This is a genomic window from Helcococcus sueciensis DSM 17243, assembly GCF_000423145.1.
Taxonomy (GTDB): domain Bacteria; phylum Bacillota; class Clostridia; order Tissierellales; family Peptoniphilaceae; genus Helcococcus; species Helcococcus sueciensis.
Map to the genome: position 1 here is coordinate 50,993 of NZ_AUHK01000001.1, position 23,591 is coordinate 74,583.

The window sequence follows — 23,591 nt, forward strand, 5'->3', positions numbered from 1 at the left end:
AAAAAAAATGCCGCCAAACTAAATTGATAATTTGACAACATCTTTATTTTATTTTTTAAATAATGAACTAACTAAACCTTTTATTAAACCAAATTTATTTGTAGATTTTGATGCTGATCCAACAAATCGGGAAGCAGTATCTGCAACTGCAATACCAACAACTTCTACTGTATCAGAAATGTTAGTTGTAACATTTGATACTGAGGAAGTTACATTGTTAACATCATATAACACTGATGAAATTTGAGGACTAACATCTTCTACAAGTCCATTGGTATTATCTAGAATATTGTTAACATTATTTGTTATCTTTGGCAAGTCTTTTATAGTTTGGTCTATACTAAATTTATTATCTTCTAAAGTTTTATTTAGATTTTCAACTGTTTTACCAAGTGCCATAAATAGTTTTGCTAAGAAAACTAATGCAACTATACCAGCTAATATTAATAAAAATATTAGTACTTCATTTAAAGTAAATGAAACATTAACTGCTAATGGTAGTAGCATAAGTGCCTCCTATTTTTTCTTGTCAGCTTCAGCTTTTTCTTCCTTAGCTTTATCAGAAACTTTCTTAGCCCCTTCTTCAACTTTTTTTGCTGCTTTGTCAACACCTTTAGCAGCTTCAGATTTAGCTTCATTTGCTTTCTTTGTAGTTTCTTCTTTAACTTCTTTAGCTTTTTTTTCAGCTTTTTCTTCTACATCAGAAGTAACTTTCTTTAAGTCAGTAAGCTTTTCTTCACTAAATTTATTGAATTTATTTAATGCTTCACTATAAGTTTCTTGAACTGTATCACTTAATTCATTAGATTTAGTTTTAATTGTATCAACTGATTTTTCAGCAACATCTTTAATATCTTTTCTAGTTTCTTTACCAGATTTTGGAGCAAATAAAACACCTGCTGCTGATCCAACTAGCGAACCTAACGCTACTCCTACACCCACTTTTGCGGCTGTATCTAATCTTTTCTTTCTATCTATTTCTCTTTGTTTTGCAACAAAATAATCTTTTATTGACATGTTCTTTTCCTCCCTTTTATTAAAAATCCACAAATGACCGAAATTATACCTTCGTATGTGAAGGTGGGCTACCTGTCATAGATATCTGCAGTCCATTTAAGGCTTTGCATCAAAATACAAACTCCGGATGCCCTTATAAATAGTGTAGGTTAATTACAAAATCATTTGTGGATATATATATTATAACAAATAAAATATAACATTTAAAGTTTTAGAATATTTTTTTGCCATTTATAGTATAATTAAAATAATGGAGGAAGAAATGACTAAAAAAGCTAATATTTTTGCAAATCTTTACCAATTATCATTTGAAGTAAAAGAAAAAGTTATAAAAGAACTTATAGATAATGATATTGATGTATCTGAGACTTTTCATCCTGATGCAGATTTTAATATTGTTATCGGCGGAGATGGTACTTTTATTAAAGCTGTACATGACTCAGAGTTTTCAAGTATACCATTTATTGGTATCAACACTGGACACTTAGGGTTTTATAATGATGTTAAATATTATGAAGTTGAAGAAGCTATAAAGAAATTAAAAGAAAATGATTTTATACTAAATCATTTAAAAGTTATTGATTGTGAAATTATAACTGATGATAAAACTTACACTTACAATAGTATTAATGAAATTGTTTTAAAAGCTAAGTATACAAGCATCATGAACTTTGATTTATATGTTGACCATGTTAAACTTCAAACTTTTGCAGGAGATGGAATTTTATTTTCTACCCCATCTGGTTCTACAGCATATAATTTATCAGCTGGTGGAGCTTTACTTTGTCAAAATTTAAATGCTTTTCAAATTACACCACTTGCTGCAATAAGATCCTCTCTTCATAGATCTCTTGATAAGAGCTTGGTAGTACCAAAAGAAACTTTGATTAGACTTGTTCCTAAATCAAGAGGTGATGTTCCATTTTCAATTGGTGTTGATGGAATTCATAAAGAACATGACAATATACGTGAAATTAATATTAAACTAAGTGATAAGATTATAAATAAAATTGTATTTAACCCAGATTGGTTCTGGATTAATATTAAAGAAAAATTCATATAATAATAAAAAACGCAGATGATTTGTTTTTAGATCATCTGCTTTTTATATACTTAATTGTATTAATCAATATTTTGCACTGCATAATCAAGAATCCTTGTACCTATTGGAGCGGCGTTACTTCCTGATGCTTCGTCTTGATGTTCAATAACAATAATTATTGTATACTTTGGTTCTTCAGCTGGAGCCATTCCCATAAACCATGTATTATATGAACCTTGTCCATTTTCTGCTGTACCTGTTTTAGCAGCAAGGCTTGTTTCAATATAGTCCGTATAATTATTATATTCTGCAGTACTTTTCATATAAGATTTAATAATATTTGCATATTGAGATTCTACTTCACTTGATAGGACTTCTTCTTTTGTTGGTAACTCGATTCCACTTCTTACAACCTTATCAACTAAAATTGGTTTCTGTACTATTCCTTTATTAGCAATCCCATTAACAATTAGGCTCATATCTAAAGGATTTACATAAGTTAATCCTTGTCCAAATGCAGCATTTCCTTTATCTATTGCAGATAATGAATCTTTAAATGGAAATTCAGATTGAACAATATTTAATGGAAAATCAAATTTTTTTCCTATCCCAAAGTCAAGTATGGCTTTTCTAAAATCGGCATTAGAAACAAGTTGAGACTTTTCATAATAATAGGTATTAGCTGAAACATTAAGAGCTTTTTCTAAATCCATTTCTCCATATATACCATTATCAAAATTATATACACTATGGCCATCTATAGTAGCTTCTCCTGTATCATAATAGTCTAAATCTATACCACTTCTTAAAAACACTAAAGAGCTTAGCGTTTTAAAAATTGAACCTGGCTCATAGTGACCTTGAGTAGGTCTATTTAATAATTCTCCATTTTTAGAGTTTATAATTTGTTCCCAATCTTCATCTATATTATTGACATTTAATGTAGGTTTAGACACCATTGCTAAAATTTTTCCGGTATTTGGATTTGATACTATTACAGATCCTGATAAATCACCTAATAAATCATATGCATATGATTGTAAATCATCATCTATCGTTAGATACACATCATTACCATCAACCGGTTTGATAAGACTATCTATCTTAGTGAAAAAATCTTTATTGTTGTTTATATTTAATAAGTCTGTATTATAAGATGCTTCAATACCACTTTTTCCGTATTTGCTTGAATTATATCCAATAATACTAGAATACATAAAGTTATATCTATTTATTCTTTGATAACTATCATCTACTTTTTTTGAATATGCAAGTTCTAAACCATTTTTATCATATATAGTTCCTCTTTTGATAGTTGATTCATCTATAAAATTTCTTGCATTTCTAGAATCATTATTCAAATCATTTGACTTAAATAGTTGAAAGTAAACAAGATAAAGAGAAATAGCTAAAAATAGTCCTATAATAGTATAAAGTAAAAATACTATTTTTCTATTTTTTGAATTTTTCATTTCCTTCACCTGCTTTCTGTGATAAATATTGCAATATAGAAAGTAATATGAAATTAGAAACTGTTGAGCTTCCTCCATAACTTAAAAATGGTGTTGTAATACCAGTTAAAGGTATTAATTTTAATATTCCACCAAACATAATAAGTGCCTGCATTGCATATATTAATCCTATCGATAAAGATAAAGAGCTATAATATTTTGAAGAAAATTCTAGAGAAAGTTTTAATGTTTTATAGAATAATAAAATATACATCAATATAATTGAAAATCCCATAAACATACCCATTTCTTCAATTATAGCTGTAAGTATAAAGTCAGATTCAACCACTGGAACTAAATCTGGCATACCTAATCCTATGCCTGTTCCAAAAAATCCCCCACTTGCGATTGCAAAAAGTGACTGTATTATTTGATAACCTCTTTCATTGAAGTCTTTCCATGGATCAAGCCATATATCAATTCTAACTTTGATGTGTGGCAATACAAGGGATGCTAAATAAACACCAACTAAAGCTAAAATAATATTGAGGACTATAAAAATATAGCGTTTTTCGAAAATAAACATATTTGAAATTAATAGCCCAAAGAATATCATAGCTGTTCCCAATTCTCCTTGAAGAAAGAATAATAAAGCAAATATATATGTTGATAATATTAAATAATATTTTCCTATTCTATTTCTTGTAAATTCATCATATTTATAATAATAAGATGCAATCATAAATATAAATGAAATTTTTCCAAATTCAGATAGTTGTAAAGAAAAAAGTCCACCAACATCTATCCAATTTTTAGCTCCCCCAGATGTAAAACCTAATGCGAGAGTTACTATAAAAGTAAGTGTAGTTATAATAAAGAACAATAAAAATTTTCCTTTTAATATTTTGTCAAAAAATTTCATAAAATAATATACTATTAACAAAATTACGAGTCCTGATAAATACCAAATAATATGTTTTATAACAAGATTGCTTGATAATCTCATTATCATAATCACACTTATTGAATATAACATATTTACAATTAATATAAATGTAGAATCCGATTTTGTAATTTTTGGAATATAAATATTACTAAACAATGTTGCAAATACAAAGGCAATTGAAAGATAAATTGATATCATATTTACTTCTTCATTTGAAAGAATAGCTAATAATATTCCAAATATTTGAAACATAAATAAACTTGTTATTATTGATCTATTGTATGATTTTTTATAATTGAAAGTAAATACATTTCTAGACATTTCCATATTAGTTTCCGCCTTGAGTATTATTTGTAAATGAATTATTATAATTCATATTTTTATCATTTACATCGCTTTCTTCTTCAATAAATGTTAATCTAAAGTCTGCTATATCTACAATGTCGCCATCAAGTAGCTCTAAATTTTCATGTATAAGCTCTCCGTTTAATATTGTTCCATTTGAAGAATCTAAGTCAATGATATAGTAAGCATTTCCAGATTTTACAATTTCTGCATGTTGCGCAGATACCATTGGACTTTCTAACACTATATCATTAGAAAATGATCTGCCTATTCTAGTTACATTTTCTAATAAAAATCTTTTATCGTTTTGATTACTATGACTTACAATTAAAATATTTCTTTTAATTTTATCATTATGATCTATATTTCCTATATCAAGTACTATAAGTTTAACAATAATATAAATATAGTATAAAACGATAAATACAAATATAAATTTAAAAAATGTAGAAATTATTGTATATAAATTAATGTCTGCAATTATGTCATAAAAGAAAAAATTTCTTATTGCATTTAATATTTCTCTCATATTCACTCCTTATCGTATATTATACCAAAAAATAAGGAAGAAATATCATTTCTTCCTTACAATTTAGTTATATTAAATTTATAGTAATATTTGAATATATCTTATTCTACTGATTTTATTTTGTTGTTAGCTGTATTAAAGATTTCATTTACCATATCATCTCCAGCTTCTTTTGTATCAGCGTTTGAATAGATGTATAATTTAATCTTTGGTTCTGTTCCAGATGGTCTTAAAACATACCATGAGCCATCACTTAAAATATATTTTAATACATCAGATTTTGGTAATCCAGTTTCGTCATTTTGATAGTCGATTACTTCTACTAATTCCTGACCACCAATTTCTTTAATAGGATTTTCTCTAAAATCTTTCATTATTCTAGAAATAAGTTTTTGTCCATCTAATCCTTCTAATACTATAGAGATTAGTTTTGCTCCGTGATATCCAAATTCATCAAATAATTCTTCTTGTACATCAAGCAATGATTTACCTTGAGATTTATAGTAAGCTGCCATTTCAACTATCATCATAGCAGATGATATCGCATCTTTATCTCTAACTTTTGATCCATATGAATAACCTATACTCTCTTCAAATCCGAATACAAATGTTTTTTCATTATTTTCATCCCATTTATTAGCTGGAGCATATATATTCTTAAATCCTGTCAATACATTCAATGAGTCAACATTGTATTTTTTAGCTATTTTATCAGGTAAGTCTGATGTAACAATAGATTTAACTATTGCAGGTTTATCAGGCATTTCACCTCTTTCATGAAGTCTAGATAAAATATAATATGTTAATAGTGAACCTATTTCATTACCAGTTAAAAATTGATACTCTCCATCTTTATTTAAAACTTCAAGAGCAGTTCTATCTGCATCTGGATCTGTTGCAATTAATAACTCAGCTCCCTTTTCTTTCCCTAAAGCTTCAGCATATTTAAAAGCTTTTGGATCTTCTGGATTTGGATAGCCAACTGTTGTAAAATCAGGATCTGGATTTTCTTGTTCTTTAACAATGTATATATTTTCAAACCCTCTTTCTTGTAATATTCTTCTTACTAATTTATTTCCAGTACCATTAAGTGGTGAATATACAACTTTTACAGATTTATCAATATTTTCATCTTCAATTTTCAAATTAAGCACATCATCGATGTATTCATCAATAATTTTTTCGTCTAATATTTCAATTAAACCACTATTTACACCTTCATCAAATTCGATTATTTTTACATTACTATAATCACCGATTTTTTCAATATTATTTAATATTTGATCTGCTATATTATCTAAAATTTGAGATCCTTCTTCCCAATATGCTTTATAACCATTGTATTCTTTAGGATTATGTGATGCAGTTATCATAACGCCTGAAATGGTATTTAATTTTCTAATAGTATAGGAAAGTACTGGTGTAGGTGTAATATCTTTGTGTATATATACTTTTATTCCATTTGCAGCCAAAACAGAAGCAGTAATTTCAGCAAATTCTCTAGATTTATGTCTTACGTCATGAGAAATAGCAACACCTCTTTGTGCAGCCTCTTCACCATATGAAAGTATTGTATCTGCTAGACCTTGAGTTGCTAAAGAAACAGTGTATTTGTTCATTCTATTAGTACCTGCTCCAATTTTTCCTCTTAATCCTGCTGTACCAAATTTTAACTTTTGATAAAATCTATCTTCAATTTCAGTTTCATCATCTTTAATAGATAGTAGTTCTTCTTTAGTTTTATCATCAAAATATTTATTATTTAACCATTCTTCATAAATTTTTCTATATTCCATAAATCCTCCTAAATTATATATACATTTGTTGTATATGATTCCAATTTTATATTATTAACATCTTCATCAACAAATCCATTTGAAAAGATTAATTTAATTTCGTCCTTATCAGTTAAATCCTTCATATTAATATCTTCAATATTTTTAGATACATTGTGTAATATTAAGAAAGAATTTTTACCGTCATCAATAATATAGCCAAGTACATAGTCTTTAAGATTATCTATAAAGGAAATCTTTTCTCGTACTTCATCACCTGTTTTCATATTAAAAATCCCTAAATCTTTTCTCAATTTAATTATATCCTTAATCTTTAAGAATAAATCATAATTTTTTTCCTTAAGAGACCAGTCAATACCATTTATATCTGTAGATGCGTTATACGAATTATGGTTTAATTTTTTAGTTCTTAGGAATGAATTTCCTGAATGGAAAAATGGTAATCCTTGACTTGTCATAAGTATTGAAAATGCCATATAGGTTAAATCATTAATATTTTCTTCTGAAACACCAGTTTTTACTAATTTATCATAGAAAATTAAATTATCATGTGCGTTAAAGTAATTAATAACTTCTAAAGGATTTTCAAAATTTGTATCCATCTCATCCATTGGTACGGATCCAGCAATTCCTACTTGCATTTGATATTTATTATAATATTCACCTTGTAAATAACCTCCTACAGTGCCGTCATTATCTCCTTTAAATGCATCTCTAAAAAATGGATTAAATATTGCAAAATCTTTTCCTTTTTGAGATCCAATATTTACTTGTTTATTATAATCTAGAGGACTTGGATTTGCCATCCATGGCTCTCCATATATTAAAATATTAGGATTATATTCCCTAAGTACTCTAATTATTTCCATAAGAGTATCAATATCGGTTAATGCCATTAAATCAAATCTAAACCCATCTATTTTATATTCTTTAGCAAGATACAATAGTGAATCAATAATGAATTTTCTAACCATAGGTTTTTCGGATGCGATTTCATTTCCACAACCTGAACCATTAGCAAATACAGAACCTTCCATTCTATAATAATAATTTGGAACTAATGTATTAAACACTGAATCAAAAGTTTTAAAAGTATGATTATAAACTACATCTAAAACTATAGACATTCCTTTTTCATGGTAGTTTTTAATCAAAGTTTTAAATTCTCTAATTCTTGAGTATGGGTCATTTGGATTAGTTGAAAAAGAACCTTCTATATTCATATAAAGCTCTTGGTCATATCCCCAGTTATAGTTACCAGGATATTTAGATAAAGGTTTCAATTCATTCACAGTAATATAATCTGTAACGGGTAGTAAATGAACATGTGTTACACCCAATTCTTCAAAGTGGTCAATATTTGTTGAGACATTATTACACTTTGTTCCAATTTCTGCAGCACCTAAAAATAGTCCCCTATTAATAGCTCCAGAATTTTCATTTATAGATATATCTGCGACATGAGTTTCAACTATAATAGCCTTATCTTTATCATTAAAAGGAATATAATGATCTTCAAATCCTTCTGGATTTGATTTTTTTAAGTCGACTATAGCGCTTCTTACACTATTAGCTGAAGTAGAAAATGAATATGGATCACAAACTTCACTATTATTAAGAATATATGTATAGAACATAGATTCTAAATCACCTTCAATTTCACACTCAAATACTCCATCTTCATCTTTTTTCATTTCAAAAACTTGTCTTTGCAAAGTTGAATAATTTTGATATAAGGCAAGTTTTACTTGTTTCTGAGTTGGAGCCCATACTCTAAATATCGATTTTTCTTTAGAGTATATTAAACCTAACTCCTTATCAGTATATATTTCGTTAATCTTCTGCATCTAATTCTCCAATTTTGTATACAAATTCTTCTATAGATTCTTTATCATTTTGATTTATTATTTTTTTCTTATTATCATAAATTTTACTAAACCAATCTTCATAATTTCTATAGTCATTTAAAGCTTTTTCAAGCTCATCAACATATTCAAATAAATCTTTCAATATAAAATTCGAATCATTAAAATAATATATTGAGTTATATATAATATCTATATCAAAAGGAAAATCATTCTTTGATTGATATCGATAAAAGTCAAACATTTCTTTTATTTCAGGATTATTATCTAAATATTCATACATATTATATTTATTATTGAATATGATATTGTCTCTAGTTTCTCCAAATTTATAAACACTAATATCAAATTTATAAAAATCACTATTATGAAAAGAACTTACTGATTCCAAGATATTTGCACCACTCAATATTGATTTATAAAGAGTTATATCACTGGTATTCATATTTAATAATTCTAATTTCTGATTTATATCACATGCTGGTATAGCATATGTTGCTTCAGTCATATTATAATTTTTAATGAATATAATTTTCATCTTATCTTTTATATAAAGATCATTATTAATTAAATTCGATAATGCATTTATGAATGAAATTGTTTCTTTAGCGATATAATAATTAGGATAAGATTTTCCACCAAAGAAATAAATTCTTTGTGGAATATCCAAATTAGGATTTTTCTTTAATCTAAAATACGTCAAAGCTATTCCCAATGCTGATAATATCTGTCTTTTATTTTCATGAAAAATATCCATATGCATTACAAATGGAGAATCTACATTAATTAGATTTTTATCTATTCCAAGTCTATCTAATAGCTTAATCTTATTTTCTTTCTTTATATTATAAAAGTCTTTAGCTGAAGAATCTAAATGGTTAAAATTAGGATTACTTTCCCTTTGAGTACTTTCTTTCAAATATTGTTTTGAATCATAATTAATTTGTACAAATTCAATTTTAGAATTATAAGCGAAATATAATTCTTTTAATTGATTATTTTGCATTAAAAATATATGATCTTCAACTACTGTAAAAATATTCTTAGAAATAAAATATATAATATTATTCATATCAACTTTACCTTCATGAATGATTAACAAAGGCTTTGTATTTAATATTTTCTTTTCTTCTAAGTTTTCTTTCACATATTTATCTAATTTATAAATAGTATCAATTAGATATGGACAAACTTCACTTAACAATGAAATATCCCAAGTCTCAAATGATTCTGGTAATATGGATAATTGCATATATACAAAAGTTTTTTTTGCAATCGAAACAGCTTTCGAAAATTCTATTCCGTACTTATTTGTTAAGTAATAAATGTAGAATATTTGAGCGAATGCGGGATGAATATCATTAATTTGAATTTTAATATACTCGTGAATTTTCTCAATATCATCACTCATATATTTTTTATATTTTTTTAATATATCTTGAATACATGCACTAGCAAAGAAAATTTCCTGAGTTAATCTAAGTTTTTTACCTGAAAGATTTCCCTCACTTGGATATAGAAATTCAACAATAGAATTAGCTCTAATTATATCATTATAAGCATTATTTATTTCACCTTTAGAAAATTCATCAAAATTAATATCTGTCTTAGAATAAGATTTCCATAGTCTTAAAGTATTTACTCTGTTAGAGTCATTTGAAACTATAGGTATATCGTAAGGTATTGCTTCAACCTGATAGTCGGAAAAATTTATATTATGACTAAATCCTTTTTCATGCTCCCAAGGATTTTTATTAACTTTCCAATCATCTGGCTTTTCAATTTGCTTACCATTTATGATTTCTTGTTTTAACATACCTTTTCTATATCTAAGTCCATACGCATATACATTTTTATGGTGATTTGTAAGCGCACTAAGTAAATAGCTTGAGATTTCACCCAAATCACCAAATCCTAAAGCAAATTCTAAATCTTGTTGTTTTATATTTTCAAAATTAATTTCATGTTTATCTAATATTTCTTTAACATCATTTAATAAATCAAGTTTTATTAAATTTTTATATAAATTCTCACCAAAAGAATATTCAAATGAAAGCACATATATTCTTTTACTTGATATATTATCGTATAAAGAATGAAACCATTTTTCACCAATTATTTGTCTAAGACTATTAGCTAATGCAATAAAAACTTCTGCATCTCTGGCATGCTTAAAATCTTTAGCGAATAATTTAAAAAGATTGTTTTCAATTGTTTTTTCTAAATCATAATTTGTCACAACTACTCCTCATGCTACAAGCTTTTATACAGTTTGATATAATCTTTGGATGATTGATCCCAATTAAATTTTTTACTCATAGCGTTTTTTATAATTTTATTGAATTTTTCACGTTCATTGATATATAATTCTACAGCTTCTTTAGTCTTAAATAAAAGTTCATGAGCATTTATATTTGCAAAGGTAAATCCTGTACCTTCATCTGTATATACATTATAAGGTTCAACAGTATCCTTAAGCCCACCAGTCTCTCTTACTATTGGTATAGATCCATATCGCATTGCGATAAGTTGAGATATACCACAAGGTTCAGATATTGATGGCATCATGTATAAATCGCTTGAAGCATATATCATATTTGCTTCTTCACTACTAAAATACATTCTAGCAGCAACTTTATCTGGATATTTATATTCAAAATATTTCAACATTTCTTCATATTCATAATCACCAGTACCAAGCACTACAAATTGTATATTTTCTTGAAGTAATTCATCTAAAATAAATCTAAGCAGGTCTAGACCTTTCATCGAAGTCAATCTTGTAACCATACCAATCATTGGAATATTTGGATTGATAGGAAGACCATATTTTTTTTGTAATTCTGTTTTATTTTTAGACTTTCTATTAATAGACCTGATAGTGTAATTTGTTGTAATGGAAGTGTCTGTCTTTGGATTCCACACATCAAAATCAATACCATTTACAATTCCAGAAAGTTTATATGAATGATAATTAATAACATCTTCAAGACCTTCACCATAAAACGATGTTTTAATATTTTCAGCATAAGTCTTTGATACTGTGTTAAATTTAGTAGAATGTACGATTCCACCTTTCATAAATGAAATAGCATTATGAAACTCTAAGTCATTATGTCCCATATATTTAATATCAAGTCCAGTCATAGAAAATACTGCAGGATCAAATATGCCTTGATATTTAATATTATGAATTGTATATAGTGTTTTTGTATCTTTATAGAAATCATCACCATTTCTAAAATCATTTACATAAACTGGAACAAGTCCTGTGTGCCAATCATTAGCATTTATTACATCAACCTTAAAATCTAAGTATTTAGGTAGAACAACAACTGCTTTTGAAAAGAATATATATCTTTCAGCGTCGTCAAATTCACCATACAATTGTTCTCTATTAAAATAAGATTCATTATCTAGAAAATAAAATGTAACACCATCATATTCTAATTCAAAAACACCACAATATCTGTGCATCCAAGCTATATCAACATAATAGTATCCAATATATTTCATTTTTTCTCTATATTTTTTATCGATTTTTGAGTGCAAAGGTAAAACAACTCTTATATCATGGCCGTGTTGTTTTATGGCTTTTGGAAGAGAACCAGCAACATCAGCTAATCCACCAGTTTTAACAAAAGGAGTTGCCTCTGCCGTAATGTATAAAATATTCATACTATTTCTCCAATACTTTATTTTTTGGAACTACATATGGATTGTTACGAGTACCTTGAACAAATACATTTTGTTTAACAACAGCATTCTTATCAACTATACTATTAACGACGATAGCACCATCCTCAATAATTGCTCCTTGGAAAATTATTGAATTTTTAACTATTGCATTTTTCCCTATTTTAACTTGTCTAAATAATACTGAATCACTCACTTCACCTTCTATGATAGAACCATTTGCAAGAATTGAATTGCTTACTTTATTACCTTCTTTATATAAAGTTGATGGTTCATCTTTATTTTTTGTAAGTATACCTGAACCAAGTAAAAATAAGTCAGCATATATGCCTTCGTTAAGTAAGTTTAAGTTTGCTATATAGAAAGATTGTAAATCTCTTATATATTCAACATGAGATTTAACCTCAAAAGAACCTATATTTAATTCATTTTTATGATTCATGATTGCTTGTGATAAATATCTAGCTGAATCTTTTTCAACCGTATTTTTAACAATTCTCATAAATACTTCTTTTTTTATAAAAATATGATCCATAAATAATGGAATAATATTTTCAGTTCCCAAATTAATTCCAATATTTTCTACATTTCCATCAGAATCAAATATGATTTTTCTTGCATTTAGATATCTTCCGGTAAGATCTTCTTGAACTCTATACAGAAACATTGCATCATAATTTTCTTCTTTAAATTTTTGATAAGCACTTGTTATATCAACTCTTGAAATAACCATTGGATTTGCTATATAGATGTCTTCAATATCTTCTTCATCAAAGAATGTTAAAGATTCATAGTAAGAAAGCATTCTTCTATTATTAGATTCTATTTCCTCTAAGGATGGGGTTGTAATTACAAGACCATTTTCTCTTTTATCCATTTCCCAATGTGCACCATTACCAACATGATCTAGTGTAGATCTTATTTTAGATCCTCCATGTAATAGAACCTTAGTAATACCATGTTCATGAAAGTTTGAAAGAGTTGTATCTATAAGTCTATATCTAGCTCCAAAAGGTAGCATATAATCAGGTCTTGTATTTAACAGTGATTGATAATGTTGAGTATTTTGCCCAGATTTAATCAAGCCAACTAAATTTTTCATCTTTCCCCCTTATTCCTTTGAAATTCCATCTTCAGATATAAGATATACATGTTTATCATTTTCTACACCGATCTTTTGTCCTTCTTCAATCGTAATATTTTCATTTACGACGCAATTATATAATCTTGCATCTTTTTTGACATATGTTCCAGGTAATAGAACAGAATTTATTACTTTTGCGCCCCTCTCTACAGTAACCTGATCGAATAAAACAGAATTTTTAACTAATCCATGTATTTGACATGCTTCATTAACTAAAGATGACTCAACTTTACCATCTTTACCTATAAATTGAGGTGGTAAATTTTTAGAAGTTGTGTGAATTCTCCATCTTTGATCATAAATATTTAGAGTATTATCATCCTTGATTAAATCTAAATTAGCTTCCCAATATGATCTTACTGTTCCTACATCTTTCCAATATCCAGAAAATCTATAAGCTTGTAATTTTTTACCAGTTTTTAATAGATGTGGAATTATATCATGACCAAAGTCATATGTAGAATTTGGATTATTATAGTCTTCTATCAAAGATGCTCTCAATACATCCCAGTCAAATATATATATTCCCATTGAAGCTAAATTAGATTTTGGATTTTCAGGTTTTTCTTCAAATTCAACAATCTTATCGCTATCATCAGTATTCATAATTCCAAACCTTGATGCCTCATCCCAAGGAACTTCCATAACAGCAATTGTTATATCAGCATTAGATTGTTTATGAACATCAAGCATTTTATCATAATTCATTTTATAAATATGATCTCCAGATAGAATTAATACATATTTAGCATTAACATTATCTAAATAATCAATATTTTCATAAATAGCATTTGCTGTACCTTTATACCATCTACCACCTTCTTCTGTATAATATGGTGATAAAAGTTTTAATCCACCTTTTAATCTATCATAGTCCCAAGCTTGTCCAAGCCCAATATGTTCATTTAGATAAAAGTGTTTATATTGAGTTAATATACCAATATTATCAATACCAGAATTTGCTGCATTAGATATCGCAAAGTCAATTATTTTATATTTTCCTCCAAATGGCACTGCTGGCTTAGCTGTGTGTTTTGTTAAAGCCTTTAATCTACTACCTTGACCACCTGCTAAAAGCATCGCCACCATTTCATTTCTTGATGCCATAATATATTCCTTTCTATCTATGTTTTACAAATATAGCCGCATATGGCGGTAAATCAACTTCAATTGAATAAGGTCTACCATGTGCAGATATTTCCTTAGCATAATATGGTGTATTTCTATTAATTGATCCGCCAAATTCTTTATGTGCTGAGTTAATAAGTATCTTATACATTCCTTTAGAATCTACACCAAATCTATAGCCCAATCTATACTCTGGTGAGAAATTAAAGAAACATAATACTTTATTGCCACTTCTATCTATTCTCTCAAATGCTATTGTATTAGCATCTTTATCATCTACTACTATCCATTCATAGCCAGAATAATCATCTTCGACTTCATGAAGACTCTTTTCTGAAGTATATACTTCATTTAATTTTTTAATAAAGTTTTGTAATCTTTGGTGATTTTCATAATTTAATACTGACCAAGATAATTCTTTATCATAATTCCATTCTTCAAAAGTCCCAATCTCATCACCCATAAACATTAATTTTTTCCCAGGATGAGCAAATTGATAAGCATATAATGACATTAATGCTTTAAATTTATTATCATAATCTCCATGCATTTTGTTGATCATACTACCTTTCATATGAACTACTTCATCATGTGAGAATGGAAGTATATAATGTTCAGAAAAAGCATATGTTATTGTAAATGTTAATTTATCATGATTGTATTTTCTATATATTGGATCTATATCAAAATAATTGAGAATATCATGCATCCATCCCATATTCCATTTATAATCGAATCCTAAGCCACCTTCATCTACAGAATGAGTAATCTTAGGGAATGCGGTAGATTCTTCAGCTATCATCATTACATCAGAATGGAAAAGATGTATTACAGAATTTAATTCTTTTATAAATTCAACAGCTTCCCAGTTAGTCGATGTCCCATCTTCATTGTAAAGATTTTTACCACCATAATTCAAATAAAGCATTGCAGATACTGCATCTACTCTAAGTCCATCTATATGGAAATATTTCAATAAATATAAAGCAGATGATATTAGGAAATTCTTGACTTGCTTTTTACCAAAATCAAAGTAATGAGTTCCCCATCCTTCTACTTGTGCTCTATAATAATCGCTTTTTTCATATACGGCAGATCCATCAAAATGTATAAGGCCATGAGCATCTTTTGTAAAATGAACAGGTACCCAATCTAGTATTACACCTATACCTCTCCTATGAAACTCATCTACCAAATTCATAAAATCTTTAGGTGTTCCAAATCTTGAAGTTACTGCAAAATAACCTGTAACTTGATATCCCCATGACCCATCATATGGAAATTCTGTAATGGGCATAATTTCTACATGAGTATATCCCATTTTTTTGACATAGTCAGGTAATACCTTTGCCATATCATTAAATGAATAATAGTCATTGTTAAAATGTCTCATCCAAGATCCTAAATGAACTTCATAGATAGACATAGCTTCTTCTCTATGATTTTTGTTTAATCTAGTCTTCATGTATTTTTTATCTTGCCATTTATACCCATTAAAATCGTAGATTTTAGATGCTGTATCAGGTCTAAATTCTGCTAAAAAAGCATATGGGTCAGCTTTATAAAGTTCTTTATATTCGTGAGAAATAATTCTGTATTTATAATTTTGAAATTCTTGTGCATTTTCAACACATATATTCCAAATACCAGAATTATCAATATTTCTCAAAGGTAAATTATGATCATGCCATTCATTAAAATCTCCAACAAGAAAAACTTCTCTTGCAAGTGGAGCCCATACTGTAAAGCTAATATAGTCTTTATTATCTTTTTTATATTTATGAGCTCCCATAAATTCATATGATTCATAATTTTTTCCTTCATTAAAAAGATAAATCGATTCTTGCAAATCATCTCTATATAAAATGTTTAATTCCACGATTACTCCTTATTAAAATTATTTATCACCTTATTTACAGCTGGTATAAATTGTTTCTTTCTGGATAATAGGCCATCAACAATATAACCATTTTCTTTATTTATAGATTCAAATTCTTCAGCTAAATCATCACTATATTTTCCGACAGTAATAACTAAAGATCTTTCTCCAAATATATCTGTTATAAATAAACAGAAGAAGTCTAATTTTTCATCTTCTTTTATAAATTTCATATTTTTCTTGATATCATCAATCATTGAATCTACTGATGAAAGATTTGTAGTAAATGTTTGTGATACTCTAATATTTTGATCTTGCATATCAAATTTTTTTGAATCTGTAAGTAATATTGTTCTAGCATTTACTCCTTTTAATGACGTACCTGCTGAGAACATTTGTGCAGCATATTCCTCTAAATCAATTTCTGCAATTTCTGCTAATTCTTTCAAAACAATTTTATCAGTAATAGTTGTTGTTGGAGATCTAAATAATAATGTATCAGATATAATAGCTGAAGCCATTAAACCAGCCATTTCTTTAGAAGGTTTAATCCCATTTTCTTTGTACATAGTTGCAAGTATAGTAGATGTACAACCCACAGGTACATTTCTAAAATATATAGGTTGATTTGTAGTTATATTAGCAACTCTATGATGGTCAATAATTTCTAGTATATCTACATTATCTCTATCATCAATTGATTGATTTTCTTCATTATGGTCTACTAAAATTAATTGTTTTTTCTTGTCAAAAAGTAAATCATTTCGATTTAATTCAGCAACTACACGACCATTGGTATCAACTATTGGGAAGTTTCTATATCGAGTATTTGCAACTCTTAATGCAACGTCCTCTAATAAATCATATGGTGTAAATGAAGTTAGATTTTCAGTGGTCATTACATGAGAAATTGGAATTGATTGAGGTATCAATCTAGCAACCATGAAAGAATTATATTTTGTTTTAATCACTATTACATTATTTTTCTTAGCTTTTTCCAATACATCTTCGTCCATCTCATGTCCAGAAGATACTATTATAATTCCACATTTTCTATCAATAGCTTCTAATTGTGAAGCTCTTCTATTACCAACTATAACAACATCACCCTTACTTACATGACCTTTTTCATCAACTTCAGATGCATAAACTAACATCCTACCATCATATGGATTCGGATTTTCTGGCAAGTTTACTATCTCTCCACTTAGTACATCAACAATATTTTCAATAGTTGCTCCAGCTCTATGAAGAATATCATCATCCCACACATTCATGTAAGATTTTGTTAAGTTAGAGAGAGTAATTATACCTATTAATTTTTCATCCTTATCTACAATAGGCAAAAATGATCTATTTCTTGGTTGAAGATAATTTGCGGCTTCATATAAAGAAATATCCTTTGAAACTAATAGTGGTTTTTGTAAATGCAAATCACTTATTGTTGGCTTAAGATTTTCTACATATTTCGGTGCAGATTGATTCCATTGTTCCAATACCCATTTAGATTCTTTATTTAATTCCCCAAGTCTTAAAGGAATGTATTTATTTTCATCATCCAGACGACTTTTCAAATCAGCATACACAATTGCTGATGCTATTGAATCTGTATCAGGATTCTTATGTCCTGTGATATAGATTTTATTATTCATAATAACTCCTTATCTATACATATTTTATCACTAATGAAAACGTATATCAATTCATCATTGTATTAATTTTTGTTGATCATATTCTCAATATATAATACCCTTTTTATATTAAATTTAAAATCTTATTAAGTAATAAAATTTTAACCATAAATTTTAAAATTATTATTTTCATCAATATTAATATATTTTTTATTTTGAATATATTCAATCATTGATTCGCTAAAATCTACAGAAGTTTCCATAACAACTTTTTTATTTTCATAACATGAATAATCTGTAAAATTAGTAGCTCTATAATTATTTACAACTATAGTATAATTTTTATCTAAATCTAATATTTCTCCATTCTTTTTCATTGATACTACCCTATCTCCAAATGGACGAGAAATGTCTATACTATAATCAAGTCCATAAAAGAAATCATAAAGATAATTTCTCTTTTTTGGCGATTGATATCTTGGATTTAATACAATTTCACCATTTTCATCTAAAATAAAATATGATGCTGAAACTTCTATAGCACTCTTCAAATCATGACCAGTTATTTCAAGTACTTTTAATGTATTTGGATATGGGTAATTTATTAATACATCTCTTATGCTTATTTCCTTGCTAAATCCTATAGCTTGATCAAATAAAGTTGTTGAAGAAAAGTCAGCATTTGTAATATCTAATTGAATTTTATTCAATAAATTAATATATGGATGCCCGTTTAATCTTACGTTCATATGATTTCCTAATATTAATTCCTTATCAAGATATCCTATTATTTGTGATAAGTATTTTTCAAGTTCTAGATTTATTTCATCAAATATTTTTTCTTGATTTGAATCAATCTCAATATCTATATTTTCTACATCTATCAATTGATAATCAAATTCATTGGTTTCAGTGTCTATAACTATTTTCGTGAAATTTCTTGCATTATTTATAGGTTGAGAACATATAACATCTCCTATTTTAGTAATAAAAGATCTATGCTGATGACCCGTAAGCATAATATCAATTGATTCAAATTTTTCTAAAAATTCACTACCTTGATTTTCAGCATTAATTTTCTCAGTTGGAATGAATTTTCCATCTAATGATTTTTCAAAACCACCATGATACAAAACTATTATTAAATCTGAATTTTCTTTTATTTCTTTTTCAAACTTAGCATATTCTTCTATTGGATTAGTAAATACAAGGCCTTCGATATTTTTTCCTTGTTCCCAATTTGGAATATATGTAGTTGTAGCACCAAACACGGCTATCTTATATCCTTTAATTTCAAATATTTTGTATGGTTTTGAATCAAATCCTAAATTCTTAATATTAGAATTTAATATTTTAGCGCTCACATCTTTATATGATTCTCTAAGATGTTTTAATCCGTAATTAAATTCATGATTCCCCATAATATATGCGTCGTATCCTGCCATTTCGCAAATTTTCAGAATAGGATTCGGTAAATAACTACTTTTTGAAAGAAAGTTTGTAAGGACTGTTCCTTGGATTAAATCTCCCCCCTCAAGAAGTAATTTACCATCGTATTTTTTTTCATCATTATTAATATATGAAAATATTTTTAACATACCAAGATTTTGGTATTCGATATAATTCGTTGGAAAAACATGTCCATGCATGTCTGTAGTATGATATATAACAATTTTCATAAATCCTCCATAAGTATAAATTATATCATATGAGAGCAAAAAAATAAGCAAAGTGATTAATCACTTTGCTTATTAAAATATAATATTTTAATTCCAAATTCCTTCTAATGTTGTTTTGAAATTATTTAATACTGAATCAACATCAGCTGAGTTTGGATCAGCTAATATAGATTCTAATACTGTACCAGCTTCTCTATATGCATCATTTGCACCTCTTAAAACTGGATTTGAGTATAGTTTTTCTGTAGCTTCAGAAAGAATTGGAGCTATTATAGAATCTGAGTTTTGGTATAGATCTGATTCTATAGCTGACTTAGATACTGGAATATATCCTGTGTTAACACCCCATTGTGCTTGATTTTCAGCATTTGTAATCCATTCTAAATATTTATAAGCTGCAGCTTTTTGATTATCTTTAGCGCTTTCAAATACAAATATATCTGTACCTTGTTGAATTGTTGCAGGGAATGGTGATTTAGCAGCTTTAGGTGTAAATTTACCTTCTGCACCTTGTTTAACATATGATTCACCTGCATTTGAACCGATATACATTAATACTTGTTCGTTTCCAAATGGTCCTGACATATATTTATCTGAACCAGCTATTCTGAAGTAACCTTCTTTTACACCATCTAAATAATAATTAACTGCTTTTTTAGAAGCTTCACTTGTTGGATCAAATTTATCATCAAATACAGCATTTTCTGCATTTAAGAAAGTTGTATAGTAGTTAGATAATGAGTCAAATCCTAATGCTGCATTTCCAGTTTTTTCTTTATATGCTTTAGAAACTTCAACTAATTCATCTAAGTTTTTTGGAACTTCTTTTCCTAATTCTTTCAATGCTTCTTCATTGTAGAATAAAACTTCTGTAGATTTATTAAATGGCATTGAATAAACTTTACCATCTATTTTTGTTCCTTCTTTAAACCCATCAAGAATATCATCGTAGCTATCTATTGATTCAGTAAACTTTGTTAAATCATGTACTAAACCATCTTGAATCGGATTAAACATCCAGTCTGGATAAGCTTGTGTAAGTGTTGGCAAGTTTTCTGGACTAGTTGTTGTTGCTGTTAATTTTTGTTGTAATTCTTGATATCCTGTTTGATTTTGTAAATCAACAGTTATATTTTTGTTAGCTTCCATGAACGCATCAGTCATAGCCTTTAAAGCTTCTTCTTGAGCTCCATTCATAGCATGCCAAAATACAATAGTTGTATCTTCTGTAACTTCACCGATTGTTTCATCTTCTTTTTTAGTTTCTGTACCACCTTGTGAACAAGCTGCCAATACTAATATCATAGCAAGTAAAAGTGACAAGATTCTAGATTGTTTCATGTTTCCTCCATTTTATAGTTTGCTTTCTATCTGGCAATATTCGATTACCATACTCATTATACAACATTTCTGGTTTAAATGAATGTATTGGTGTTAAAACTTTTGGTTTTATTTCATCAATTATTCTATACAGATCTTTTGGATGTGCATGACCACTACATTTGAGGATAAATATATTATTAAAATATTTTTTAATTTTATTTAAAAATGATTCAAAACTTATATCAAATTCTCCAAGTGGAGTTGCATCAATGTGTAAATAAATTGAATTATTTGGTACAAAGTTTAATAGTTCAAAATTTTCGATTGGTAATTGGAAGATATATTTATTATCCCCTATTGAATTAATATCAATATTATAATCTGAATTTATATTATAGCTATTATCACCAGTTTGATAATAGTAGACATCTAAATTCAGTAATGATTTTATTATATTTGCATAATATGCATCTAAAACAACTACCTTATCATATTTTTTAGCTATTTCAATTAATTTTATTACTCTTTCAATATTTGTTTCATAATAATTAAAGAAAATGGGATTATTTAGATTTTCATTTATCATTGAATCTAAAGATTCTAGTAATTTAATTTCAGAATCATATACCTTCTTATTATAATCACTGGTATCATTAAGTTTCTCATCAAATGATACACTAACTCCCTCGATAATTAATAAATCAGAATCTTTAGCTTCTTCTATGAAATTTAATGTTTCTTTTTCTAAATATCCATGAAATCTAATATCTCCAGTGTAGGCGATTTTAACATCAGGAGTATTGATTATAAATCCACATGCACCATATCCATCATGGTCAACTCTTATCAATTTTACTGATATCTCACCTATTTTAACGATGTCATCATAATTAACACCATTTAATTTTCTTGTTCCTTCAAAATTTGGATTATTAGTTATGAACTCTCCATTTATATTGAGAACTTCTAATAAATTCTTAGTATCATTTGACATATAAACTGGTATTTCTTTATCTACAAAATTAATCATTTGAGTGTGATCTAGATGAATATGTGAAATGAAAACAGCTTTTTTACTATAATCTTCATTTAATTGTCCGGTAATATTCCTATCATAAACACCATTAAGTTCTGGTATTAAATCATTTTTAATTGCCTTTTCTAAGAAATTCCCTTCCATAGAAATCTTGGGATTAAACACTGAACCAAAATCAAAGTATATTTTGTAGCCATTATGTTCTACTTCAATATAAGTTCCGCCTATAGTACGCATGCCATGATGATAGGTTACTTTTGTGTCATTATCCTTTAAGTCCACTTCTAGAAACTCCTCTCATAATTTGATTTCTAAAAATAAAGTATAAAATAAATATTGGAATAATAGTTATTGTTGAAGCTGCCATTTGTAATTGTACAGCAGTACCACTTTCTGATGAGAATGCTGAAAGTCCATTACTTATTAATCTCATATTTCTTGAGTTCGTAACTAATATTGGCCATAAGAATGAATTCCATCCAGAAATAAAGCTCAATATTCCCATTGTAAATAAAGCTGGTTTAGACATTGGAACCAATATTCTAATAATAAATTCTAAATCAGAAGCACCGTCTACCTTAGCTGCATTGTAATATGATAAATTCATTGATTCTAGATATCCCTTTAAATAGAATATATAGAATATACTTGCCATGTGAGGAATTATTAATGCCCAATAGGTATCAAGCAAGCCTAATTTAGCGATAGTTTGATAATTTGTAAATACTGTAATTTCATAAGGTACCATTAAAAGAGCTGCCATAAACAAAAGAACAATATTTTTTCCTTTAAATTTTAATTTAACTACTGCGAATGCTGCAAGAACTGTAGTTATAAGTGTTCCTGTTGTTGTAGCTAATGATGTAAATATTGTATTTAGGAAATATCTTGCAAAAGGTGCTGCTTCCATCGCTTCCTTATAATTTGAAAAGTTTAATTTTTCAGGAATTAGTGTAGGCGGAATAGAAGTAGCCTCTTGAAATGTCATTAAAGATGACAAAATCATATATATAAAAGGAAATAATGTAATAATTGCAAGTATTACCATTGATATTCTAGTAAATAAATTTAATTTTTTCATATT

At 27.5% G+C, this 23,591-nt stretch carries 18 protein-coding genes; 1 reads left to right on the forward strand and 17 read right to left on the reverse strand.

The window, feature by feature from the left end:
* Window positions 1–48: 48 nt before the first annotated feature.
* Both G534_RS0100230 and G534_RS0100235 read right to left on the reverse strand, forming a co-directional pair.
* The gene (locus G534_RS0100230; RefSeq protein ID WP_027347328.1) at window positions 49–507 is read right to left on the reverse strand and encodes a DUF948 domain-containing protein; all 459 of its coding nucleotides are present in this window, start codon (window positions 505–507) and stop codon (window positions 49–51) included.
* 9 nt (window positions 508–516) lie between these two features.
* Entirely contained in the window at window positions 517–1,017 is a 501-nt protein-coding gene (locus G534_RS0100235; protein WP_027347329.1) for a YtxH domain-containing protein, read from the reverse strand.
* Between the two features lie 250 nt (window positions 1,018–1,267).
* Between G534_RS0100235 and G534_RS0100240 the strand changes: the two genes are divergently transcribed.
* Window positions 1,268–2,080, forward strand: a complete 813-nt coding sequence (locus G534_RS0100240; RefSeq protein ID WP_084509962.1) for an NAD(+)/NADH kinase — start codon at window positions 1,268–1,270, stop codon at window positions 2,078–2,080.
* Between the two features lie 59 nt (window positions 2,081–2,139).
* Here the strand turns inward: G534_RS0100240 and G534_RS0100245 are convergent, their stop codons facing one another.
* The 15 genes from G534_RS0100245 to G534_RS0100315 all read right to left on the reverse strand — a co-directional run bounded on the left by G534_RS0100245 (window position 2,140) and on the right by G534_RS0100315 (window position 23,588).
* Window positions 2,140–3,531, reverse strand: coding sequence for a peptidoglycan D,D-transpeptidase FtsI family protein (locus G534_RS0100245; RefSeq protein ID WP_027347331.1), 1,392 nt, complete (start codon window positions 3,529–3,531; stop codon window positions 2,140–2,142).
* Window positions 3,512–4,783: an FtsW/RodA/SpoVE family cell cycle protein gene (locus G534_RS0100250; protein ID WP_027347332.1), complete on the reverse strand. Its 1,272-nt coding sequence runs from the start codon at window positions 4,781–4,783 to the stop codon at window positions 3,512–3,514. The genes G534_RS0100245 and G534_RS0100250 overlap by 20 nt, the downstream gene beginning before the upstream one ends.
* A 1-nt stretch (window position 4,784) precedes the next feature.
* Window positions 4,785–5,330: an FHA domain-containing protein gene (locus G534_RS08870; protein WP_027347333.1), complete on the reverse strand. Its 546-nt coding sequence runs from the start codon at window positions 5,328–5,330 to the stop codon at window positions 4,785–4,787.
* A 101-nt stretch (window positions 5,331–5,431) separates the two neighbouring features.
* Window positions 5,432–7,126, reverse strand: a complete 1,695-nt coding sequence (locus G534_RS0100260) for a phospho-sugar mutase (protein ID WP_027347334.1) — start codon at window positions 7,124–7,126, stop codon at window positions 5,432–5,434.
* Window positions 7,127–7,134: 8 nt separating this feature from the next.
* Complete coding sequence (gene pulA / locus G534_RS0100265) at window positions 7,135–8,973, reverse strand: type I pullulanase (RefSeq protein ID WP_027347335.1); 1,839 nt, start codon at window positions 8,971–8,973, stop codon at window positions 7,135–7,137.
* Window positions 8,960–11,230, reverse strand: coding sequence for a glycogen/starch/alpha-glucan phosphorylase (locus G534_RS0100270; protein WP_027347336.1), 2,271 nt, complete (start codon window positions 11,228–11,230; stop codon window positions 8,960–8,962). Before G534_RS0100270 ends, pulA begins: the two co-directional genes overlap by 14 nt.
* A gap of 14 nt (window positions 11,231–11,244) precedes the next feature.
* Window positions 11,245–12,669, reverse strand: coding sequence for a glycogen synthase GlgA (gene glgA, locus G534_RS0100275; protein WP_027347337.1), 1,425 nt, complete (start codon window positions 12,667–12,669; stop codon window positions 11,245–11,247).
* Between the two features lies 1 nt (window position 12,670).
* Window positions 12,671–13,789: a glucose-1-phosphate adenylyltransferase subunit GlgD gene (gene glgD / locus G534_RS0100280; protein WP_027347338.1), complete on the reverse strand. Its 1,119-nt coding sequence runs from the start codon at window positions 13,787–13,789 to the stop codon at window positions 12,671–12,673.
* A 9-nt stretch (window positions 13,790–13,798) separates the two neighbouring features.
* Complete coding sequence (locus G534_RS0100285) at window positions 13,799–14,938, reverse strand: glucose-1-phosphate adenylyltransferase (RefSeq protein ID WP_027347339.1); 1,140 nt, start codon at window positions 14,936–14,938, stop codon at window positions 13,799–13,801.
* A gap of 13 nt (window positions 14,939–14,951) precedes the next feature.
* The gene (glgB, locus tag G534_RS0100290; protein WP_205617650.1) at window positions 14,952–16,838 is read right to left on the reverse strand and encodes a 1,4-alpha-glucan branching protein GlgB; all 1,887 of its coding nucleotides are present in this window, start codon (window positions 16,836–16,838) and stop codon (window positions 14,952–14,954) included.
* Window positions 16,839–16,840: 2 nt separating this feature from the next.
* The gene (locus G534_RS0100295) at window positions 16,841–18,490 is read right to left on the reverse strand and encodes a putative manganese-dependent inorganic diphosphatase (protein ID WP_027347341.1); all 1,650 of its coding nucleotides are present in this window, start codon (window positions 18,488–18,490) and stop codon (window positions 16,841–16,843) included.
* Window positions 18,491–18,630: 140 nt separating this feature from the next.
* Complete coding sequence (locus G534_RS0100300; RefSeq protein WP_027347342.1) at window positions 18,631–20,148, reverse strand: bifunctional metallophosphatase/5'-nucleotidase; 1,518 nt, start codon at window positions 20,146–20,148, stop codon at window positions 18,631–18,633.
* An 87-nt stretch (window positions 20,149–20,235) separates the two neighbouring features.
* A complete protein-coding gene (locus G534_RS0100305; RefSeq protein WP_027347343.1) occupies window positions 20,236–21,489 on the reverse strand; it encodes an extracellular solute-binding protein in 1,254 nt (417 codons plus the stop codon).
* Complete coding sequence (locus G534_RS0100310) at window positions 21,476–22,789, reverse strand: MBL fold metallo-hydrolase (RefSeq protein ID WP_027347344.1); 1,314 nt, start codon at window positions 22,787–22,789, stop codon at window positions 21,476–21,478. The genes G534_RS0100305 and G534_RS0100310 overlap by 14 nt, the downstream gene beginning before the upstream one ends.
* The gene (locus tag G534_RS0100315; RefSeq protein ID WP_027347345.1) at window positions 22,773–23,588 is read right to left on the reverse strand and encodes a carbohydrate ABC transporter permease; all 816 of its coding nucleotides are present in this window, start codon (window positions 23,586–23,588) and stop codon (window positions 22,773–22,775) included. The genes G534_RS0100310 and G534_RS0100315 overlap by 17 nt, the downstream gene beginning before the upstream one ends.
* Between the last annotated feature and the right edge of the window lie 3 nt (window positions 23,589–23,591).

What these genes read in the sequence shown, in the direction of transcription:
- G534_RS08870 (WP_027347333.1), bottom strand. Translation starts at nt 5,330, where the DNA reads ATGAGAGAAATATTAAATGCAATAAGAAATTTTTTCTTTTATGACATA.
- G534_RS0100295 (WP_027347341.1), bottom strand. Translation starts at nt 18,490, where the DNA reads ATGAATAATAAAATCTATATCACAGGACATAAGAATCCTGATACAGAT.
- G534_RS0100245 (WP_027347331.1), bottom strand. Translation starts at nt 3,531, where the DNA reads ATGAAAAATTCAAAAAATAGAAAAATAGTATTTTTACTTTATACTATT.
- G534_RS0100230 (WP_027347328.1), bottom strand. Translation starts at nt 507, where the DNA reads ATGCTACTACCATTAGCAGTTAATGTTTCATTTACTTTAAATGAAGTA.
- G534_RS0100285 (WP_027347339.1), bottom strand. Translation starts at nt 14,938, where the DNA reads ATGGCATCAAGAAATGAAATGGTGGCGATGCTTTTAGCAGGTGGTCAA.
- glgD (WP_027347338.1), bottom strand. Translation starts at nt 13,789, where the DNA reads ATGAAAAATTTAGTTGGCTTGATTAAATCTGGGCAAAATACTCAACAT.
- G534_RS0100235 (WP_027347329.1), bottom strand. Translation starts at nt 1,017, where the DNA reads ATGTCAATAAAAGATTATTTTGTTGCAAAACAAAGAGAAATAGATAGA.
- pulA (WP_027347335.1), bottom strand. Translation starts at nt 8,973, where the DNA reads ATGCAGAAGATTAACGAAATATATACTGATAAGGAGTTAGGTTTAATA.
- G534_RS0100315 (WP_027347345.1), bottom strand. Translation starts at nt 23,588, where the DNA reads ATGAAAAAATTAAATTTATTTACTAGAATATCAATGGTAATACTTGCA.
- G534_RS0100250 (WP_027347332.1), bottom strand. Translation starts at nt 4,783, where the DNA reads ATGGAAATGTCTAGAAATGTATTTACTTTCAATTATAAAAAATCATAC.
- G534_RS0100305 (WP_027347343.1), bottom strand. Translation starts at nt 21,489, where the DNA reads ATGAAACAATCTAGAATCTTGTCACTTTTACTTGCTATGATATTAGTA.
- G534_RS0100300 (WP_027347342.1), bottom strand. Translation starts at nt 20,148, where the DNA reads ATGAAAATTGTTATATATCATACTACAGACATGCATGGACATGTTTTT.
- glgA (WP_027347337.1), bottom strand. Translation starts at nt 12,669, where the DNA reads ATGAATATTTTATACATTACGGCAGAGGCAACTCCTTTTGTTAAAACT.
- G534_RS0100260 (WP_027347334.1), bottom strand. Translation starts at nt 7,126, where the DNA reads ATGGAATATAGAAAAATTTATGAAGAATGGTTAAATAATAAATATTTT.
- G534_RS0100240 (WP_084509962.1), top strand. Translation starts at nt 1,268, where the DNA reads ATGGAGGAAGAAATGACTAAAAAAGCTAATATTTTTGCAAATCTTTAC.